Here is a 17,783-nt window from a genome sequence, read left to right on the forward strand (position 1 = left end):
TTTGCTGAATGAAGGAGGTCTTATTATTAAATGGGAGCGTAAAATTAAAAATAAAGGTAATGCTGTTTATTAGATTTAGCTGCGTAACAGCTTATAAGCATAAGCGCTTTTTGCTTGAGAGGTGCTGCATAATATTTTAAAGGCTTTTGAGGTCGAGACAAGATCACAGCCAAGCGATCGGGCAAAATAATCGAATAGATCACCGCAGCATGCAGGGCAAACGCATCTTATTTCCTAATAAAAACTAAGCAAGATTTTAAAATGACATAGATAATTGTAAAAATTGAGATGATGATAAATTTTAAAAATTGATTCTGTCTATAGCAGAAAATTTGCTTATCTCCATTTGAATTAGCAATCGTCATGATCTCAATTAAATTGTGTCGTTTGGTACGATCTATGCGTGGATCTTCTATGACATTAAAGTGGTCAGCAATCGTGATTTTCGGTTTGAGCTTCATAAACAGGAAAATCAGATTGGGATTGGAATTACGCTGACGTAATTTTTCATGAAACCATATTGCCTAATGGAGATATTGAGGATGACCACGGGGGTTATTTTGCTGGTGCAATCTTTTGTAGAACTATCATGCCAGATGGAAGTACTCGAAATAACGGATGTTAAGAGTTGTAAGCTCTATGTCTAAAGGAGAAAAAAGGGAGGAAAAGGCAAATTAAAGCAGCCTTTTCCTCCCTTTGTATAATTATCATTTAACTAAGTAGACTTCCGGTGAATAGGACACGAAACAAAAAGAAAAGCTAAATGTAAATTATTTTTTGATTTTTAGTGTCTGTTCAATCCATTCAATTACCTGATAACCAAGACGAGTACCATCTAGACGATCAATCTCACGAATTCCGGTGGGACTGGTGACGTTAACCTCAGTTAGGTAGCCACCGATAACGTCAATACCCACAAAAATTAACCCGTCTTGGCGTAAGCGTTCGGCTAACTGGGTACAGATTTCATACTCTCTTGGGGTAATTCCAGTTTGAGCGACTGTGCCACCAGTTGCCATATTATTGCGAAAATCAGTTCCGCTAGAGAGGCGATTGAGCGCGCCAATCGGTTCGCCATTGAGCAGGATAATTCGCTTATCTCCCTCTTTTGCCTCCGGTAAATAGGTTTGCACCATTACAGGCACTCGACCTTGGAGGGTACTGAGTTCGACAATAGAGTTAAAATTGCGATCGCCTGATTGCAAAAACAAAATTCCTTCCCCAGCTTTGTTACCCAGTGGTTTGAGAACTGCTGCCCCTTTTGCTTCGACAAATTGTCGGATAAACTGCTTATCAGCACTGACAATCGTTTCTGGAATCGCTTTGGTAAACTGGAGGGCATACATTTTTTCATTTGCCCCTCGGATGCCACTAGGACTGTTAATCACCAGGGTTTTATTTTGGTCAATGTAATCCAGAATGTAGGTGGCATAGAGGTAGGAATCATTGACAGGTGGATCTGTCCGCATAAATACGGCATCCATTGTCTCTAAAGAAGTTAAGGAGGAATCGATCAAATTATACCAAGGATTCACCGCTACCCAGCGTCCCTCCACCAACTGCACTGGTACAACTTCGACTCGCTGTAGGACAGCCCAAGCTTTGCCCTCCACCACACTCAGCAGATTTGCCTGAGTTATCCAAACTTCGTGTCCCAGGATTTGCGCTGCTTCGATCAGAGCAATGCTGGTATCATGACACGGGTCAAGCTGATGGATGGGATCAATGATAAAAGCTAGTTTCACCCTTTATACCTCAATCACCAAGAAATTAAATAGTTATTCAATTATTATCTCTTGATGCTCTCATCAATTGACATCCCTTCTAGAGTTGTAGCGGTTGCCGTGTAATTTGCAGCGGCTTCTTGTCGTTAGCGCAAAACCTTCTAAATCTAAACGCTATTGCTAGAAGTTAGTAGCTCATCCAGCTTGCCTTGACTGTCTAAAGCGTGGATGTCATCACAACCACCAATGTGATCGTCATTGATGAAAATTTGCGGTAAAGAGCGCCGTCCATTTGCCCTTTGAGCCATTTTATTTCTGGCTGCCTCGTCTCCATCAATGGTGTATTCGAGAAATTCAACTCCCTTGTTCTTCAGCAAACTTTTGGCACGAATGCAAAACGGGCAAGTCCTCCAAGTGTAAATTTCTACTTTTGCAGCCATAATGTCCTCAACTTGATTTAATACTTCTTAATTTTAGAACTTTGCCACTGGCTGTAGCTGCTTTATCCTGGTTTATCTTCATCCTCAGAAGCCGCTAACTAGGTTTATATCAAAAAAATTAGCCAAGAGATAAAGTCTTGACTCTTGACTAAGATATTATTAGGACTTACGCATTCACAGAAATACCAAATATGGAGAAGTTTAAAAACCATATCTTTCGTAGGGGCACAGCAATGCTCATTGGTGTCAACTTAAAGTGAAAGCCAGTCTATAAGCAGCTTTTAAGATTGTCTCGTTCCCAGTCTCCGACTGGGAATGCCTATTAGGGGGCTGCCGCCTCAAGACTACCGGCAGAGTCGCAATTGAAGAGCATTTCCAGCCTCTGGCTGGAAACGAGGTTTGAAAAGGGTTTTGGCTTAAGTTGACACGCATAAGCATTGCTGTGTCCCTACAGCATGGTCTATTTACTATCAAAGGATAATTAATCAAAGCCTGAAACAACCTATGCATAGTTAATTCATATCACGATGAATTTGTACAGTGCGTAAGTCCTAATTATATCTGTATCAATTTTCTTAAAAAACAGGGTGGCTTTTTTCTCATTTAGGACTTACACATCAACTACGAAATGTAGGGGCAATTCATGAATTGCCCCTACGTTAAATCAAGGCTTTCACTGCCTTTTTGTGTAAGCCGTGTCATTGTGAGAATTGCTTATAAGGCGTAACTCAGTTATCAGTTAGTACTCAAGTTCTCATTTAAGCTAAGACTAGAGGCTTTTTCTTGGCAACCCTCAGCGCACCTACAGCAAATAAACCAAGGGCAACTGTTGCACTAGGCTCAGGTACTTTTTTCGGTGGAGGTGGCGGAGCAATATAATAAGTACTAGGCTCATCTAAACCAGTACCATACTGAAAACGAACATTCTGAATCTTTGTTGAATCAAAGCCGGTAGGTAGCCCTGAGAAAACGAATGTAGCAGAATTCTTCACAAAAGTCCCCCCACTTACTGGTGAATTTGGACTATCGTAACCAGTAATAATGCCGTAATCGAATTGCTGTCCACCCGAAAGACCAAAACCAGGCGAGATGCCAAAACCAGCTGTACCAAGACCGTAGTGTTGAGTTACTGGGTTAGCTACGCCACTATCACCGCCAAGTCCACTGCTAGCAGTAGTTTTTGCAAAGCCCCATTCAACATCAACAGTTTTATTTACTACCACCTTGGTAAGATCGACATTAGTTACGGTAGTTACATTATTATTGATTACGATTGGAGCTTTGGCTGAAGACAACGTTAAGCTTGTTAAGGCAGATCCAGCATAATCCCAAAAGATTCCTGTGAGAACATCAGAAGGGGCTGATGCACCTGGGCCTGTATTAGTAAGGGTCAGTGTCAACTTACCTGCAATTGAGTCATCAAAGACAGCTTTCGCGGCAAGGGCTGTACTGTTTCCACCTGATAGTGGATTAGTACCTGTGGCTGAGAAAGTCATGGAGGCTGCATCTGCTTTCGGCATCAGCGAAACTGTCAGTACAGCTAATGCTGATATACAGCAGGCTGCATAACCTACTATCTTCTTGGAATATAGTTGAGACACTCGCTTGAAACTCCTTTACTTTCTATTGAAGACATTTAAAACGTCTTAAAATAACTTTTTTATGAAAATTACTCATGTATAAATTGGCATAAAAAACTATTACTTGCCTACGTTATGCATTAAGATTAACCAGAACTTTAAATTGGGGATAAACAACATAGTTTTAACCAATTCATTAAGTATTTTCAGCATTTCCACTTAGGAAATTTTTTTGAGCTTAAATGATGCAGAATCAACTTGATTAATTAAGCTTCTATTTTTAACCCACATTCTGCACTTCAAAATTCAATATATTAACGTGAGTTCGATGAACTAAAAAACGGCAAGAGGAAGGGACTGTAAGTCTTTAGGATAAATATCAAGTGAGGGTTTTTTAGGCAAATAAGTGTAAGCAGCTAAACCAGCCATCAAGTTGACCAAAAAATGGAAACCACTTCGATGCCTAGAATGTTCAATTTGACACATATTTTTCAGTTGGTCATTAACCGACTCAATGACAGCACGCTTGCGTAAAAGAATTTTATAAATTAATTTTACCAAGCGATTTTTCATATTTTTCTTAGAACGAGTAACTAACTGTAACCCCCGTTCATATAACTCCTCAAATAACTTTTGTGAGATATATCCTCTGTCACCAAATAGTTGAGCCAGTGCGTTGGGCGGCGAGCCAAAGATTGTTGCAACTGGCGTTACTTTCTTAATCCTTCGTCATATCTGGTACTGGCTTACGGTCATCGACATTTGCACTGGTTAGTTTAAATGCCAGCAATTCTCCCCGGTCATTAATAATCAAATGAAGTTTAAAACCTGCATTGCCAACGAAGGTGAATTTTTACCCCATTTGACTAATCCTTTAAATACGTTATGCGCGTGTGCACGACATCGATGACAAACTTTTATTGGGGTGAGGTTTTACAAGGCTTTTTACACTCATTGAGATGCTCCCTGTAGAAAGTCAGAAAGTATCACAGACGACAAAACTTTTCTCAATCATCGCACCCAAGAAAACTTTTCGAGTTATTCAACACTGATAGAATTGATTCAAAGACTTGTGGAATCTGCTCTTCCTAAACAGACTAGACTTGCATAAATTACTATCAACAGCTTGCGACTCACATCATGAACCGCTTTACCTCAATTTTTCTGGCCGGCTTGATAGCATCTGCTTCAGCTTTGGCTATTTCTCCAAAAGCTGATGCGAAAGCACCAGTGTCTTATCTTGCTGAGTTAGATAACTACAGCTATCATCGCAACGATGATGGTAACTACGAACGTGAGAGTCGTCACCACAGAGATGGTGATTATGAGCGCGAGAATAATCTTCGCAACATTCGTGACAATAACTATCGCTATGACCGCGAGAATAACCGTCGCTATGACCGCGAGAATAATCGCCGCTATGACCGCGAGAATAATCGCCGCTATGACCGCGAGAATAACCGTCGCTATGACCGCGAGAATAACCGTCGCTATGACCGCGAGAATAATCGCCGCTATGACCGCGAGAATAACCTTCGCAATATTCGTGAAAATAACCTTCGTTATGAGCGCGAGCGCGACTGGGGTCGTGGTTAATCCATCCGCGTTCATTATCAAAGACTCATTAATGGCGTTCTGAGCTTCATTAATGAGTATCAAAGCCTCATTAATGGAGTTCTAAGCTTCATTAATGAGTATCAAAGACTCATTAATGGAGTTACAAGCTTCATTAATGAGTATCAAAGACTCGTCAACGAAGTTCTGAGCCTCATTAATGAGACGTGAGTTGGACGGGCTGAATTGACTATAGTTACTGGTTAGGGCTTCAATAGATATTAACCCTAAAGGTTTACCTGCTTTGCCTGTTGCGACTTTTTAGGTTCGTCGAACTCACGTTAAAAATAAATACAGGGTAAGCGTTTCATTGGTTTGAAATGGGTGGTTTATTTCCGCCGAACTGTACTAGGAAGCTCTGAGGCTCTGCCGCGATGAGGTGCATTTCCAGCCTCTGGCTGGAAACGAGGTTTTAAAAGTTTATCCTAGACTAGTAGTTTGTCAAGAAATAATTGACGAATAAATTTTCTGTTGAGACGGCGATTTATCGCGTCTCTCCAACCGTCAAAATGGGTTTGACAGACCACTAGGGTTTGGCAGAAACAATGGACGCTTTGACTTTTCGCTTGTTTTCTAAGGATGAGGCGATGGAGGTTTATGAATATCTCGACTACAGTGTTCAAGAACGGTTAATCGAGAAACTTAAAAGCCAGGAAGTCCGCGATATTGTCGATCAAATGTCGTCTAGAGTATTGGAGGTAATCGACCAGGAGGCGATATCTGACGACAAACCGAAGAAGCGTCTACGCTAGAGCATTATTGGGAGGAATGTTAGGTGCGATCGCTACTGTCTGGGCTTATTTTCTGTAACGATGATTAGAAGTAGCGATCGCTATAGGCACTAATCTGCTATAACAAATGACAAATGACTAACTTCTACAATTCTGATTCCGTTTTTGGAGCAACGATTTCGCCAGTACCCAATTGTAGTATCAAGTCCTGATCAGTAATCAATCCGCTAAGTTCCTTCACTTGTAAATTCATTTCTTCACAAGCTTGTCTGAGTTGTTGTGCAAATTTGTTGAGGTCTTGACCATAGCCACATTGATAAGCAGCAGTTTCAATTCCTTCCTTGGCATTTGCTCTAGCACAATCTACTAGTTCCGTGCCATGCAGTGGTGTAGGAGATGCCATAGCCGTAGTTATTATTTCTTAAATGTTTGCTGCTACATAGATTATCAATATTTCAACATTTACTCATCCCTCCAATGGAAGACAATGAGGGTAGAGTTAGGACTTAGGAGTGAAGAATGAAGAAGTAAAAATTTCTCACTCCCAAATCTAGCAATTTTAGATTTTAGATTTTGGATTTAAAGAAAAATCTAAAATCCAAAATTGAATGACTCCTAACTATTTTACTTACCCATTGACAACTTCTCCACCATTGACATGTAACACTTGTCCAGACATATAAGAAGCATCATCAGAGGCTAAAAATACGTAGCTAGGAGCAACTTCTTCTGGTTGTCCGGCTCGTTCCATTGGTACTTGTTTGCCAAAAGTTTCAACCTTCTCTTTGGGAAAAGTTGAGGGTATTAAAGGTGTCCAAATTGGCCCTGGTGCGACAGCATTAACGCGAATTCCTTTTGATACCAAATTTTGTGATAAGGAGCGAGTAAAGGCAACGATCGCACCTTTTGTAGAGGAGTAATCTAGTAGTTGTGGGTTGCCTTTATAAGCTGTTACCGATGTGGTATTGATGATAGAACTGCCTGCTTGTAAATGCTTAAGTGCAGCTTTAGTCATGAAAAACATCGAGAATATATTAGTGCGAAAAGTACGCTCTAGTTGTTCTTTGGTGATTTCCTCGATACTTTCTTTGGGATGTTGTTCGGCGGCGTTGTTGACGAGAATATCGAGTTTGCCAAGCTCATCAATTGTTTGTTGTATAGCTTGCTGACAAAAAGTTTCATCGCCAATATCGCCTGCAATGGTTACTGCGCGACGCCCTTGTTTTTTTACCAAATTTTTTGTTTCTTTGGCATCGTCGTGTTCATTGAGGTAAAGGATGGCTACATTTGCACCTTCTTTAGCAAATGCGATCGCTACAGCACGACCAATACCACTATCTGCACCCGTAATCAATGCTACTTTATCTTGTAACTTGCCACTACCCCGATACTGGGCATCATCTGCTTTGGGTTTTGGTGTCATTTCTGATTCAACACCTGGTGTTTCTTGTTGCTGTGGCGGCTGTAATTTTTTTTCTTTTTGCTCTTTTTGCTCTTTTGATTTAGCCATAGGTTTTGTCTTGGTAATTGTATATTGAATTGGGCATTGGTTATTTCCCCCCACTCCTCATTGCAATAGTAAACCTTGGATCGAAAATTCAACCCAAGGTTTATTTTTCGCTTTGGCTCCCACTAGCCATTGGCAATTTCAGATATTTATACTTAAAATCGCTATTCACCTAACCACGAAAAGCAAGTACACCACTCGCATCTGATGAAGAATTTATCCTTTTCATCTGCTTTCAAGTTAACTATTATGTTGTTGTACTTTATCGCTCCTTAGAGGTAAAGTAAGCTGGAATTTGCTCACCCTTAAGACTGAAAATAAATTAAGCAAATCAGAGTTACTAAATTAGGTTTATAATTATCTCTTGTCGCTGACTACGAGCAAATCTCAATATTTAACATGACAAAATATATATAGCAATACTCCCAACTAATTGTCCAAAAGCCTGCGTGGTGCGCTACATTGGGATTATTAGAGAGCAGGGGTTATGGCAACACTAAATATTTCCGAGTTAGAGCAGGCTGAAAAGTTTCGCCACTTACAATTAACCCTGCGCGATCGCTGGAAAACGAGCGAGCTATTTGACAATACTGAAGCGGATATTTTAATTATTCCCTCTCTGAGTCTCGACCAGCGCGAACTCCAAAAGATCGAAGGCTGCGAACATTATGAAGAAAGATTACTATTTTCCTTAATTCGGTTGCAAAATCCCCGGACTAGACTAGTTTATGTAACATCAGTACCGCTACATCCTAGTATCATTGATTATTATCTGCAACTGTTGCCAGGAATTCCCTTTTCTCATGCTCGCAATCGCTTGCTGCTACTTTCTACTTACGATTCCTCCCTTAAGCCTCTGAGCCAAAAGATTTTAGAACGCCCCCGCCTGTTAGAGCGAATTCATCAAGCTTTGAGGCTAGACAAATCATTTATGATCTGCTACAACTCTTCGCATTGGGAAGGCGAATTGTCTTTAAAATTAGGTGTACCCCTGTATGCTGCCGCACCAGAGTTACAGATTTGGGGGACAAAAAGTGGTAGTCGGCAAATCTTTGCTGAAAGCGGAGTACCACATCCAGATGGCAGCGAAAAAGTTTGGAACCACACAGATTTGGCAGAAGCTACTAGTGATTTGTGGGAACGACAACCAACATTACAACGGGTAGTGGTAAAACTTAATGAAGGCATTTCTGGAGAGGGGAATGCATTGCTCGATCTCAGACCGATTCAGAATTTAGCACCCGACAAAGGTACTCATGCCCAAAGGGTAGCAGCAATTAGCGATCGCTTCTCAACAATGCGCTTTCAAGCAAAACAAGAGACTTGGGACAATTTTTCGGGAAGAATCACAGAATTAGGGGCAATTTCCGAAGCATTTGTGGAAGGGAAAATTAAGCGATCGCCCAGTGTCCAAGGACGGATCACACCCAATGGCGAAGTCGAAATTCTTTCAACCCACGACCAAATTCTCGGAGGCCCAGACGGTCAGATTTACCTTGGTTGTCGCTTCCCGGCTGATGAAAGCTATCGATTGGAATTACAGCAATTGGGATTACAAGTTGGCAGAAAGCTAGCAGAGAAAGGCACTTTAGAGCGATATGGCGTAGATTTTATCGCCGTTGACAAAGGTAACGGAGACTGGGATATTCAGGCGATCGAAATTAACCTGCGTAAAGGCGGCACAACTCATCCATTCATGACCCTGAAATTATTAACAAACGGTCGCTATGACCTTTCCACGGGCTTATTTTATAGTCAGCAAGGTCGTCCAAAATATTACATTGCCACTGATAATCTCCAAAAAGAGCGCTATCAGGGATTATTGCCGAATGATTTAATGGATATCATCGCTGACCAGAGACTACACTTCGACACTGGGACTGAAACGGGCACAGTGTTTCATCTTATGGGTTGCCTTTCGCAGTTTGGCAAGTTGGGATTAACCAGCATCGGTGATTCCCCGCAACAAGCACAAGACATTTATAACAAAGTTGTCAAAGTTCTGGATGAAGAAACCCGCAGCGAAAATCATGATTTCTCCGCATTTTCAGATTATTCCTTTCCCGTGGCTTGGGATGAACATAGTTAAATAAAAAACTCCATCCCCTTGTGGGTGGAGTTTTTGGGCATGGGGAATGGGGCATAGGGCATGGCGAAGAAGTTACCAATGCCCAATGCCCTAAGCGGCGGGGCGGCTATCCCTCTCCACCTACGAGGGGATGGAGTTTCCCGCCGATTTCAATGAAAATTGCTGTAAGTAAAAAGCAACTATCAAGCGGCAAGTTTTGTGTTGGGGTCTGTCTTACAAAGTTGCTCCTCTTGGGGAGACCCCAAGACCGCACTTTGCGCTAAATCCCCATTACAAAACTTTACTTCCGACTTCCGACTTCCGACTTCTTTAACTCCCCTTCTTCTCTTGCCGTTCTTTGAGTTTCAGCATAATTTCTGCGTGCATCTCGCGGGTAATCGGGTAAAAATACGTTAAAACTAAGCCCAGAATCAAACAAACTGTAGGTATGGGGCCAACAGCAACGCGAATCGCAAACAGTGCGGATTCCGGTTGGATGGGTAGTGGACTTCCGGCTACAGATGCTTTGAAACCCGATACTTGCAAAGCATTTCCCACCAAAAACAGCCCGAAAGCTAAACCAAATTTTTGTAGCAAAACCATGAAGCCATAAAAAATACCTTCTCTGCGTTGTCCGGTTTGGAGTTCATCTAATTCAATCACATCTGGAATCATTGACCAGGGAATTAGATAAGCTGTGGATACACCAACACCCGCCATCACAGCCATCACATACATCAAAACTATTTGACCAGGTTGTAAGAAAAATAATCCGGCAGCAGCTATAATCCATAAACTCATTCCCATAAAATAAACAAGTTTTTTGCCGATTTTTTTACTCAACGCCCCCCAGACAAATAGCATCAGCAGGGCAGTTCCTTGCACTGCAATCAGCAATGTGGGCACATCTGATTCTGTAAGGCGCATATAATTGACTACAAAATAGGGAATAATGCTGGCTGTAATTTGCACACCTAGCCAAGAAAAAAGATATATACCAATCACAAATAGAAAAGGTCGGTTGCTAAAAACAATTTTTAGCTGTTCCAAGAAGGGGAGAGATGCAGGTTCTTCGGCTTGGATGCGTTTGGCCTCAAAAGCCAGGATGCGATCGCGGACTCCAAAAACGCACCAATATAATGCCAAAATCGAAATTACCGTACAAATTGCTGCTAAAACGAGATATCGTTGTTGGCGATCGGCAATTTGGGAAAAAACAATTTGCGCTAAAATCAACGACAGAATGCTACCACCAATGGAAAATGTAAAGCGAAAGCTGTTAAGTCCGGTGCGTTCGTCGTAATCTTGAGTTAGTTCTGGAGTCATCGCCGTATAAGGCAAATTCACAACCGTGAAAAAGGACTGAGATAGCACCCCAATTGCCACGTAATACCAGAACAGCGGCCAAATATTATCACTCTGATTTGCCCTAAATTGCGGTACAATCCACTGCAAGAAGAAGAAAATTCCAAAGGGAATTGCTCCATAAAACATCCAAGGAAGACGACGACCCCAGCGACGAGATTTCGTTTTATCGCTCAGGAAGCCGATAACCGGATCATTTATGCCATCCCAGATTTTGCTAATCATCAAAATACTGCCAGCTAAACCCGCAGGAATACCAGCGATATTGGTAAAGAAAAACAGCAGATAAAAAACGGAGATATTTGCAGTAATTGCTGGGCCTAAATCCCCAGCACCGTAAGCGAGTTTTGTTTTAAAGTCGAGTTTTTGACTCTTAGGATCTCGTTGGGCATCGCCATCAGCAGCAGAATCGTTCATAATAACTTGCGCTCATACTAAAATATAGAGTTTGCGATCGCATCGCCTTCAATACTAGCTATCTACCACTCCCGTTAGACTTATGCCAGACCTTTATGTTTCTTGGTCAGATTATCACCAAAAAATTGAACAACTGGCTATTCAGATTTATGAATCCGGTTGGGAATTTAACCAGATTATCTGTCTTGCTAGAGGAGGACTACGAGTTGGAGATATTCTTTCCCGTATATACCAGCAACCACTGGCAATTTTAGCAACCTCATCTTACAGTGGCGCTGGCAAACAAGAAAGAAGTAATTTAATTTTCTCGCGCCACTTGACAATGACCGCCGAAAAGTTAGGTTCGCGCATTCTCTTAGTGGATGACTTAGTAGATTCTGGGATCACACTGCAACAGACTATACCTTGGCTCAAGCAAAATATTGATTTTCCGATTGAGGAAATTCGCACCGCCGTACTTTGGTATAAAGCCTGCTCAGTTATAGCACCCGATTATTATGTCGATTACTTGGCTGACAACCCCTGGATTCACCAACCCTTTGAACACTACGAGCAGATGAACCCCGCACAACTCGCGGCTAAGGTAAATCAACCGTGTTGATAAATACCTAAACAAAATTAATTTTACATAGATCGGCGATCGCCTGCTCTCCTCCAGCGATCATTCCTTTTGAGTGGCACTATCATTGAATTGTACCTACTGTACCGTTAATACCAAATTCGGAACTAGCGGTGATGTCGTTTTCTGGGGTGAGGCGATCGCACCGCGACTCCAAAGCAGTATCGCTGGTAGTAGAGCGGAACTCAAGAACCCACTTGTTAATATAAATAGAAATGGTATGGCTCTCATCACCAAAAACTTCCTTTAACTGATTTCAAGTTAGAGTTCCCGAAATTGCATGATTAATAACATGATTAAATTTTGCGAAGAGCAGCACAGGTTAATGGTTGCTGCACCTGAGTAGAAGGTTTATCTGCAACTAACTCGATTTTGCCTTGGGCATTACGATGCCAGGAAGTAGCTTGGACAAGAACCTCTGGGGATGATGATATTTGGGCTGTGACTTCGCCGATTTTTCGGTATGCAGAGATATCGCGGATGTCAGCCCAAGTGCGCTCGCTCGTCACTTGTTGAAGGGGATTTTGCGGTATTCCACCCCGCCCCGTCGCTACAAAACTGCTGCCTTGACTACCCGCGCAACCTGTAGCAATTTGCTGGGATGGGTCGGTGACATTTGCTGGTAGTTCGACTAAGCCGGAATTTGGATCGATACCAATATTATTAATATCAACTGTACCGTTAACCCCAAATTGGGAACTGGCGGTGATGTCACTTTCTAGGGTGAGTTGGGGACGGTACTTCAGCCCAAAGATGCCTTGGGTGGTGATTTGAATATTTCCACCGCTTCCGAGTACCGCATTGGCAACGATATGGCTATCTTCGTCAGGAACGGCAATAATAGCTCCAGCAGTAATATCAATGTTACCTCCGGTAGAAGTACCAGTGGCATTAGTTGTAATATTACTGTCACGACGTAACAGCAAAACATCATTTGCTTGGAGGTGAATGTTACCTTGACTACCTCCTTTGACTTCCGATCGCAGACTGGCTTTATTGTCGAGGAAAATATTATTGGCTGTAATATTCAAATTACCTGCATCTCCGCTTCCTATATTGCTCACGGTAACTTCCGCAGTATTACGTACTTTAACTGTGCCAGATGTAATATTTATCGTTCCGGCGTTAAAATTAGTTGTCGAAGATGCTGTGATCGCACTGGGCAGAATTTGACCGTTAGTTAAAGGTTGAGATATACCCTGGATATCAATGTTTTTAACTTGTAAGTTAATATTGCCCGCATTTCCCTGACCCTGGCTGGAAGAGGTGATCTGTCCGCCATTGAATACCCGTAGGTTATCAGCAGTTAGGTTAATCGTTCCACCAGAACCTACAGCACCATTGCCCACAGAAGCCGTGATCCCAGCGATGCTGTTGCTGTAGGTATCAATTAATGGATCGCTAACTTGTACCTCCCTTGCCCGAATATCAATACTTCCAGCCGTACCCTGCGCCCCCGGCATCGATCCAAATAGTGTGTTGTTAGCACCTGCTAGTCCACTGGTAATAGTTCCACCGTTAGCTAAAATCAGACTCCCTGCGTCAATTGTGATTCGACCACCCTGCCCTGTTGCTCCACCTTCGATCGAAGCGAGAACAGCACTGGTTATGCCGTAGTGGTTGGCTCCCCGAATCTCAAGGCTCTCCACAGCCCGAATTGAGACTTCTCCTGCTGTACCATTCCCTGCCAACAAACTGCTACTGATGCGATCGCCATCGAGCAGGCGAATCCGTTGGGCATCGACAGCAACCCGTCCACTCTGATTGTTGTTTCCAAAGCTGATGAACGTGCCAATCGTATTCACAATGCCCAAAAAAAAAGATGTTTCGTCTCCGACCATATCCACATCGGCAGCGTGGATGGTAATGTCTCCTGCGATAGAGTTGTTGCCAGATGTTGAGGACTGAATCCAAGCGCCATTGGCTAACCGCAAGCGATTGGTTTCGATGGTTATATTTCCTGCTTGTCCGGTTGTTGGCGGTCCTGATGGTGGAAAAAAGCTAAATTGATTGCCTACCGATGTGTTAACACCAGCAAGAAGAAGTTGTCCTGGAGCAGAGACTCCCAAAAACTCGGCAAATTCTGTCGTTTGAATGGTAATGCCTTTACCTTGCCCAGCCGAGGTACTGGAACTAATATTCGACCCATCCTGCACGGTCAACCCACGTCCACGGATGTTAATTCCTCCACCGTTAATTCCACTCGCATCAACCAATGAAGATTGTTTTAAGGAAATTGTACCCCACTTTGCTGTATCAGCAGGACTCGTCAGTTGCCATTGAGCTTGATTTTCCATTTGAATCCCTGCATTCTGCACAGCCCATAGTTCGATATGCCCATCTGGTGCCGTCAGTTTTGCCCCTGTCATGTCGATTTGACTACCAACTAACCCTAGTGTTTGTCCGGTTTGAACTCGCAAGTCTGCCCCTTGAACTTGTATCGCTCCAGCATTTGCCCCAAGTTGCAAACCCACAGGTACACTTATAGTCAGCAAAGGAGTACCCGAAGCATTCACAGCACTAAATTCCGTCCCATCGGCAAACTTAATACTATTCGCCGTCGTCCCCAGAAAGGAGCCACCAATATTCAAGCGGGCATTTGCCCCAAACACAATCCCGGCAGGATTCATCAAAAACAAACTTACCGCGTTATTACTATTAAGCGTGCTAATTAACCCATCAATATTAGAAATATTTCCACCTGTAACCCGACTAAATATAGTTTTAATATTTGGTGTGTTAATTAAATCGAATCTGGCCCAAGCACCCGTAGGCACAGAGAAATTACTGAAGCTGTGAAATAAATTATTACCTTTTTCAATACCGTTAATAATTGTGAAATTATTACCGTTTGAGTTGACAATAGTGTTAGTTGTACCATCGGATGTCACCTGTGCGATCGCGCCGCGACTCCAAAGGAGTATGGCTGGTAGTACCAGAGCGGAACTCAAGAACCCAATTGTAAGTGTAGATAGAAAAGCGTAGGCGTAGCCCGCACTTCGACAAAGCTCAGGGACCATCGTAGACATCGCTCTCATACCAAAAACTTCCTTTTCTGATTTAAACTTAGAGTTCCCTTTCAGGGCATGATTAATAACATGATTAAATTTTTGGAACAGCAGCACAGGTTAATGGTTGTTGCACCTGAGTAGAAGGTTTATCTGCAACTAACTCGATTTTGCCTTGGGCGTTGCGATGCCAGGAAGTAGCTTGGACAAGAACCTCTGGGAATGGGGGAATTTGGGTTGTCACCTCACCAGCTTTGCGGTATGCAGAGATGTCGCGGATATCAGCCCAAGTGCGTAGGCGTAGCCCGTCGTAGACATGGCTCGTCACTTGTTCTGTTGGGTTCTCAGCAATACCACCCCGTCCCGTTGCCACAAAACTGCTGCCTTGACTACCCGCGCAGCCTGTAGCAATTTGCTGCGATGGGTCGGTGACATTTGCTGGTAGTTCGACTAAGCCGGAATTTGGATCGATACCGATAGTATTAACTTGAACAGTGCCACTCACCCCAAATTGGGAACTGGCGGTGATGTCACTTTCTGAGGTGAGGCGATCGCGGTACTTCAGCCCAAAGATGCCTTGAGTGGTAATGTTGATGTTACCGCCATTACCATTAAAAGCATTAGCAATAATGTCACTGTTTTCTAAGCCGACGATGATCGGTGCATTAATGTTTATATTACCTCCATTACCATTACCGCCTGCTGTTGCGGCGATCGCGCTATTGTCACGCAGCACCAACAATTTCCCAACTTCTAAGGCGATATTACCTCCATTACCTGATTCTGTTTTTGCCTGGATGCTTCCTTGACGGTCTAATCGGATAGTATTGGCTGTGATGTTGAGACTGCCACCATTGCCGCTACCTTGACTGGTGACACTGACTGTCCCGCCATCTGTCAGCGTCAAGTTGGGTGTAATAACGCTAACATTACCTGCATTTGCCGTCAGTATATCTGGCAAACTAAAGACTTGACGCAATTGCGGATTCAAGTGGAGGCTAGACGAGTTTATGCTACTTTTATTGTTACGACTGCTACCACTAATTGCGATCGATTCGGTAGCATTGATGCTTACATTTCCCCCATTACCAATAAAGAATGCGGATGAACCAACTGTTCCTCCATCCAAAATTTTTAAATTGGCAGTATCGAGTATCAAGTCTTTGGTATTTCCGGTCGCAAACGTAGTTATACTAATGTTGCTATAAAGTCCAAAAGGATTTTCTCCCATTACTGTAGTATTTTTATTCTGAATTGTAACTTTACCACTGGAGCCACTACCAAATGTCACCGAAGACAATGAGGCTCCATCCGATATTAGTAGACTATTGCCATTTACGAAAACATCACCAGCATTCCCAGTGCCTAGTGTGTCAGTATTAATGGCAGTAACGCTAGTAGGATTAGTGGGTGGGAAGCCAGACAGATCGATCGCGGTTGCATCAATGTGAATATTGCCACTGGCAGATGCTCCATAGGTTAGGCTATTTAATCCTGCTCCCTGCTGGAGGCTCAATCGGGGAGTAATGATGCTGATGTTCGCGCCCGTTCCAACGCCTAAAGTTTCACTGCGAACCCCAGTTAAACCAGTTATATCGATTGCTTCTGATGCCTGAAAATGCAAGTCTCCACCAGGGAGATTACCGAGATTTTGTGCCAGCACCAGCGAGCCATCCGTAAATTGAATCTCTTTACCCTGCACCTGAACAGAACCTGCATTTACCCCACTGACATCTAGTAGGGATTTTTGGGCAAGTTGAATGTCACCATAGCTTTGTGCATTTCCATACCCAAGTGTATACCCCTGAGTATTTTGCACCAGGCTAACTAACCCTGCACCACCCAAACTACCCAATTCAATTCGCCCTTGTTCAGCAGTCAGGGTTGCCCCATTCAGATGTAGATCGCCACCCACCAATGCTAGGGTTTTTCCAGGCTGTACCCGCAGTTCTGTCGGACTAGGAGTGCGAGTGATGGAAGCTAGACTACTGGGATTGATTAAGGCATATCCTCTGCCTTGAACGGTTACTGATGCAGGATTGCTACCTAGTTGCAACCCAAGGGGAACATTGATACTCAACAGTGGGGTAGTTTGGGAATTAATCGCGCTAAACTCAATACCATCGGCAAATTTAATACTATTAGCAGTTGTACCAATAAACGATCCGCCAATATTCAATTGAGCATTTGCGCCGAAAATAATCCCACTGGGATTGAGCAGAAACAGATTAGCGCTACCATTCGCCCGTATTAAACCATCAATTTGGGAAACACTGCCTCCAGTGACGCGGCTGAAGATATTTTGAATATCTGAGGCGTTGTTAAAGAAAGCAGAGCCGTTGGTAGGAACTGAGAATTGGCTGAAACTGTGGAACAGATTGTTGCCAACTCGATTACCGTTGGTGATGGTAAAGTTATTGCCAGTTTGAGAGACAGTAGTATTCAATGTGCCATCAGGAGTTACCTGGGCGTTGGCAAAGCCGCACCAAAGTGGGATTAACATCAACGGCACTAATCCACCGCACAGACCTAAACAAAAAGAGATCGTTGTCATTGCCAAGCCTTTATTTAGACGTTGTATTTAGGATGCCCAAAATGGTTTTTGTGGCAAATGAAGTCGCCGAAATAGCAAATGGAGTCGCCGAAATAGCAAATGGAGTCGCCGAAATAGCAAATGGAGTCGCCGAAATAGCAAATGGAGTCGCCGAAA

14 protein-coding genes and 2 pseudogenes are annotated in these 17,783 nt (G+C 43.0%); 5 read left to right on the forward strand and 11 right to left on the reverse strand.

The annotated features are described in order from the left end of the window. Positions 1 to 770: 770 nt before the first annotated feature. The 5 genes from gshB to V7L05_RS18415 all read right to left on the reverse strand — a co-directional run bounded on the left by gshB (position 771) and on the right by V7L05_RS18415 (position 4,558). Entirely contained in the window at positions 771 to 1,745 is a 975-nt protein-coding gene (gene gshB / locus V7L05_RS18395; protein WP_335166106.1) for a glutathione synthase, read from the reverse strand. Between the two features lie 146 nt (positions 1,746 to 1,891). Further along, the gene (gene grxC / locus V7L05_RS18400; protein ID WP_335166108.1) at positions 1,892 to 2,164 is read right to left on the reverse strand and encodes a glutaredoxin 3; all 273 of its coding nucleotides are present in this window, start codon (positions 2,162 to 2,164) and stop codon (positions 1,892 to 1,894) included. A gap of 758 nt (positions 2,165 to 2,922) precedes the next feature. After that, a complete protein-coding gene (locus tag V7L05_RS18405) occupies positions 2,923 to 3,765 on the reverse strand; it encodes an XDD4 family exosortase-dependent surface protein (protein ID WP_335166110.1) in 843 nt (280 codons plus the stop codon). Positions 3,766 to 4,077: 312 nt separating this feature from the next. After that, the gene (locus V7L05_RS18410) at positions 4,078 to 4,440 is read right to left on the reverse strand and encodes a transposase (RefSeq protein WP_442937874.1); all 363 of its coding nucleotides are present in this window, start codon (positions 4,438 to 4,440) and stop codon (positions 4,078 to 4,080) included. Between the two features lie 22 nt (positions 4,441 to 4,462). Next, positions 4,463 to 4,558 (reverse strand): transposase, encoded by a 96-nt coding sequence (locus tag V7L05_RS18415; protein WP_335166112.1) that lies wholly within the window; start codon positions 4,556 to 4,558, stop codon positions 4,463 to 4,465. Positions 4,559 to 4,884: 326 nt separating this feature from the next. Here V7L05_RS18415 and V7L05_RS18420 point away from each other — a divergent pair, with 326 nt between their 5' ends. Both V7L05_RS18420 and V7L05_RS18425 read left to right on the forward strand, forming a co-directional pair. Further along, positions 4,885 to 5,340, forward strand: a complete 456-nt coding sequence (locus tag V7L05_RS18420; RefSeq protein ID WP_335166114.1) for a hypothetical protein — start codon at positions 4,885 to 4,887, stop codon at positions 5,338 to 5,340. 548 nt (positions 5,341 to 5,888) lie between these two features. Further along, positions 5,889 to 6,098 (forward strand): annotated as a pseudogene (locus V7L05_RS18425) (magnesium transporter MgtE N-terminal domain-containing protein); the annotation flags it as partial. 136 nt (positions 6,099 to 6,234) lie between these two features. Here V7L05_RS18425 and V7L05_RS18430 read toward each other — a convergent pair. Both V7L05_RS18430 and V7L05_RS18435 read right to left on the reverse strand, forming a co-directional pair. Further along, the gene (locus V7L05_RS18430) at positions 6,235 to 6,492 is read right to left on the reverse strand and encodes a hypothetical protein (RefSeq protein WP_335166116.1); all 258 of its coding nucleotides are present in this window, start codon (positions 6,490 to 6,492) and stop codon (positions 6,235 to 6,237) included. A 225-nt stretch (positions 6,493 to 6,717) separates the two neighbouring features. After that, positions 6,718 to 7,599 carry an SDR family oxidoreductase gene (locus V7L05_RS18435; protein ID WP_335166130.1) on the reverse strand — a complete coding sequence of 294 codons (882 nt, stop codon included), beginning with the start codon at positions 7,597 to 7,599 and terminating at the stop codon, positions 6,718 to 6,720. Positions 7,600 to 8,083: 484 nt separating this feature from the next. Between V7L05_RS18435 and V7L05_RS18440 the strand changes: the two genes are divergently transcribed. Then, on the forward strand, positions 8,084 to 9,685 hold the full coding sequence (locus tag V7L05_RS18440; RefSeq protein ID WP_335166118.1) for a peptide ligase PGM1-related protein: 1,602 nt from the start codon (positions 8,084 to 8,086) through the stop codon (positions 9,683 to 9,685). A gap of 309 nt (positions 9,686 to 9,994) precedes the next feature. Here V7L05_RS18440 and V7L05_RS18445 read toward each other — a convergent pair whose 3' ends face one another. Next, positions 9,995 to 11,446 carry an MFS transporter gene (locus V7L05_RS18445; RefSeq protein ID WP_335166120.1) on the reverse strand — a complete coding sequence of 484 codons (1,452 nt, stop codon included), beginning with the start codon at positions 11,444 to 11,446 and terminating at the stop codon, positions 9,995 to 9,997. 82 nt (positions 11,447 to 11,528) lie between these two features. On the opposite strand from V7L05_RS18445, the gene V7L05_RS18450 reads away from it, so the two are divergent. After that, a complete protein-coding gene (locus V7L05_RS18450) occupies positions 11,529 to 12,047 on the forward strand; it encodes a phosphoribosyltransferase (RefSeq protein WP_335166122.1) in 519 nt (172 codons plus the stop codon). Between the two features lie 96 nt (positions 12,048 to 12,143). Here V7L05_RS18450 and V7L05_RS18455 read toward each other — a convergent pair whose 3' ends face one another. The 3 genes from V7L05_RS18455 to V7L05_RS18465 all read right to left on the reverse strand — a co-directional run bounded on the left by V7L05_RS18455 (position 12,144) and on the right by V7L05_RS18465 (position 17,627). Then, positions 12,144 to 12,299, reverse strand: a complete 156-nt coding sequence (locus tag V7L05_RS18455) for a hypothetical protein (protein ID WP_335166124.1) — start codon at positions 12,297 to 12,299, stop codon at positions 12,144 to 12,146. Between the two features lie 62 nt (positions 12,300 to 12,361). Beyond that, entirely contained in the window at positions 12,362 to 15,085 is a 2,724-nt protein-coding gene (locus V7L05_RS18460) for an S-layer family protein (protein WP_335166126.1), read from the reverse strand. Positions 15,086 to 15,167: 82 nt separating this feature from the next. Further along, positions 15,168 to 17,627 carry a two-partner secretion domain-containing protein gene (locus V7L05_RS18465; RefSeq protein ID WP_442937873.1) on the reverse strand — a complete coding sequence of 820 codons (2,460 nt, stop codon included), beginning with the start codon at positions 17,625 to 17,627 and terminating at the stop codon, positions 15,168 to 15,170. A gap of 41 nt (positions 17,628 to 17,668) precedes the next feature. Between V7L05_RS18465 and V7L05_RS18470 the strand changes: the two are divergent. Then, positions 17,669 to 17,783, forward strand: a pseudogene (locus V7L05_RS18470) (hypothetical protein); the annotation flags it as partial.

It is taken from the genome of Nostoc sp., from assembly GCF_036917755.1.
Lineage (GTDB): Bacteria > Cyanobacteriota > Cyanobacteriia > Cyanobacteriales > Nostocaceae > Nostoc.

Excerpts from the sequence above, each read along its gene's own strand:
- grxC (WP_335166108.1), bottom strand. The coding sequence starts at position 2,164 with ATGGCTGCAAAAGTAGAAATTTACACTTGGAGGACTTGCCCGTTTTGC.
- V7L05_RS18420 (WP_335166114.1), top strand. The coding sequence starts at position 4,885 with ATGAACCGCTTTACCTCAATTTTTCTGGCCGGCTTGATAGCATCTGCT.
- V7L05_RS18430 (WP_335166116.1), bottom strand. The coding sequence starts at position 6,492 with ATGGCATCTCCTACACCACTGCATGGCACGGAACTAGTAGATTGTGCT.
- V7L05_RS18435 (WP_335166130.1), bottom strand. The coding sequence starts at position 7,599 with ATGGCTAAATCAAAAGAGCAAAAAGAGCAAAAAGAAAAAAAATTACAG.
- V7L05_RS18440 (WP_335166118.1), top strand. The coding sequence starts at position 8,084 with ATGGCAACACTAAATATTTCCGAGTTAGAGCAGGCTGAAAAGTTTCGC.
- V7L05_RS18445 (WP_335166120.1), bottom strand. The coding sequence starts at position 11,446 with ATGAACGATTCTGCTGCTGATGGCGATGCCCAACGAGATCCTAAGAGT.
- V7L05_RS18450 (WP_335166122.1), top strand. The coding sequence starts at position 11,529 with ATGCCAGACCTTTATGTTTCTTGGTCAGATTATCACCAAAAAATTGAA.
- V7L05_RS18460 (WP_335166126.1), bottom strand. The coding sequence starts at position 15,085 with ATGGTCCCTGAGCTTTGTCGAAGTGCGGGCTACGCCTACGCTTTTCTA.
- V7L05_RS18465 (WP_442937873.1), bottom strand. The coding sequence starts at position 17,627 with ATGACAACGATCTCTTTTTGTTTAGGTCTGTGCGGTGGATTAGTGCCG.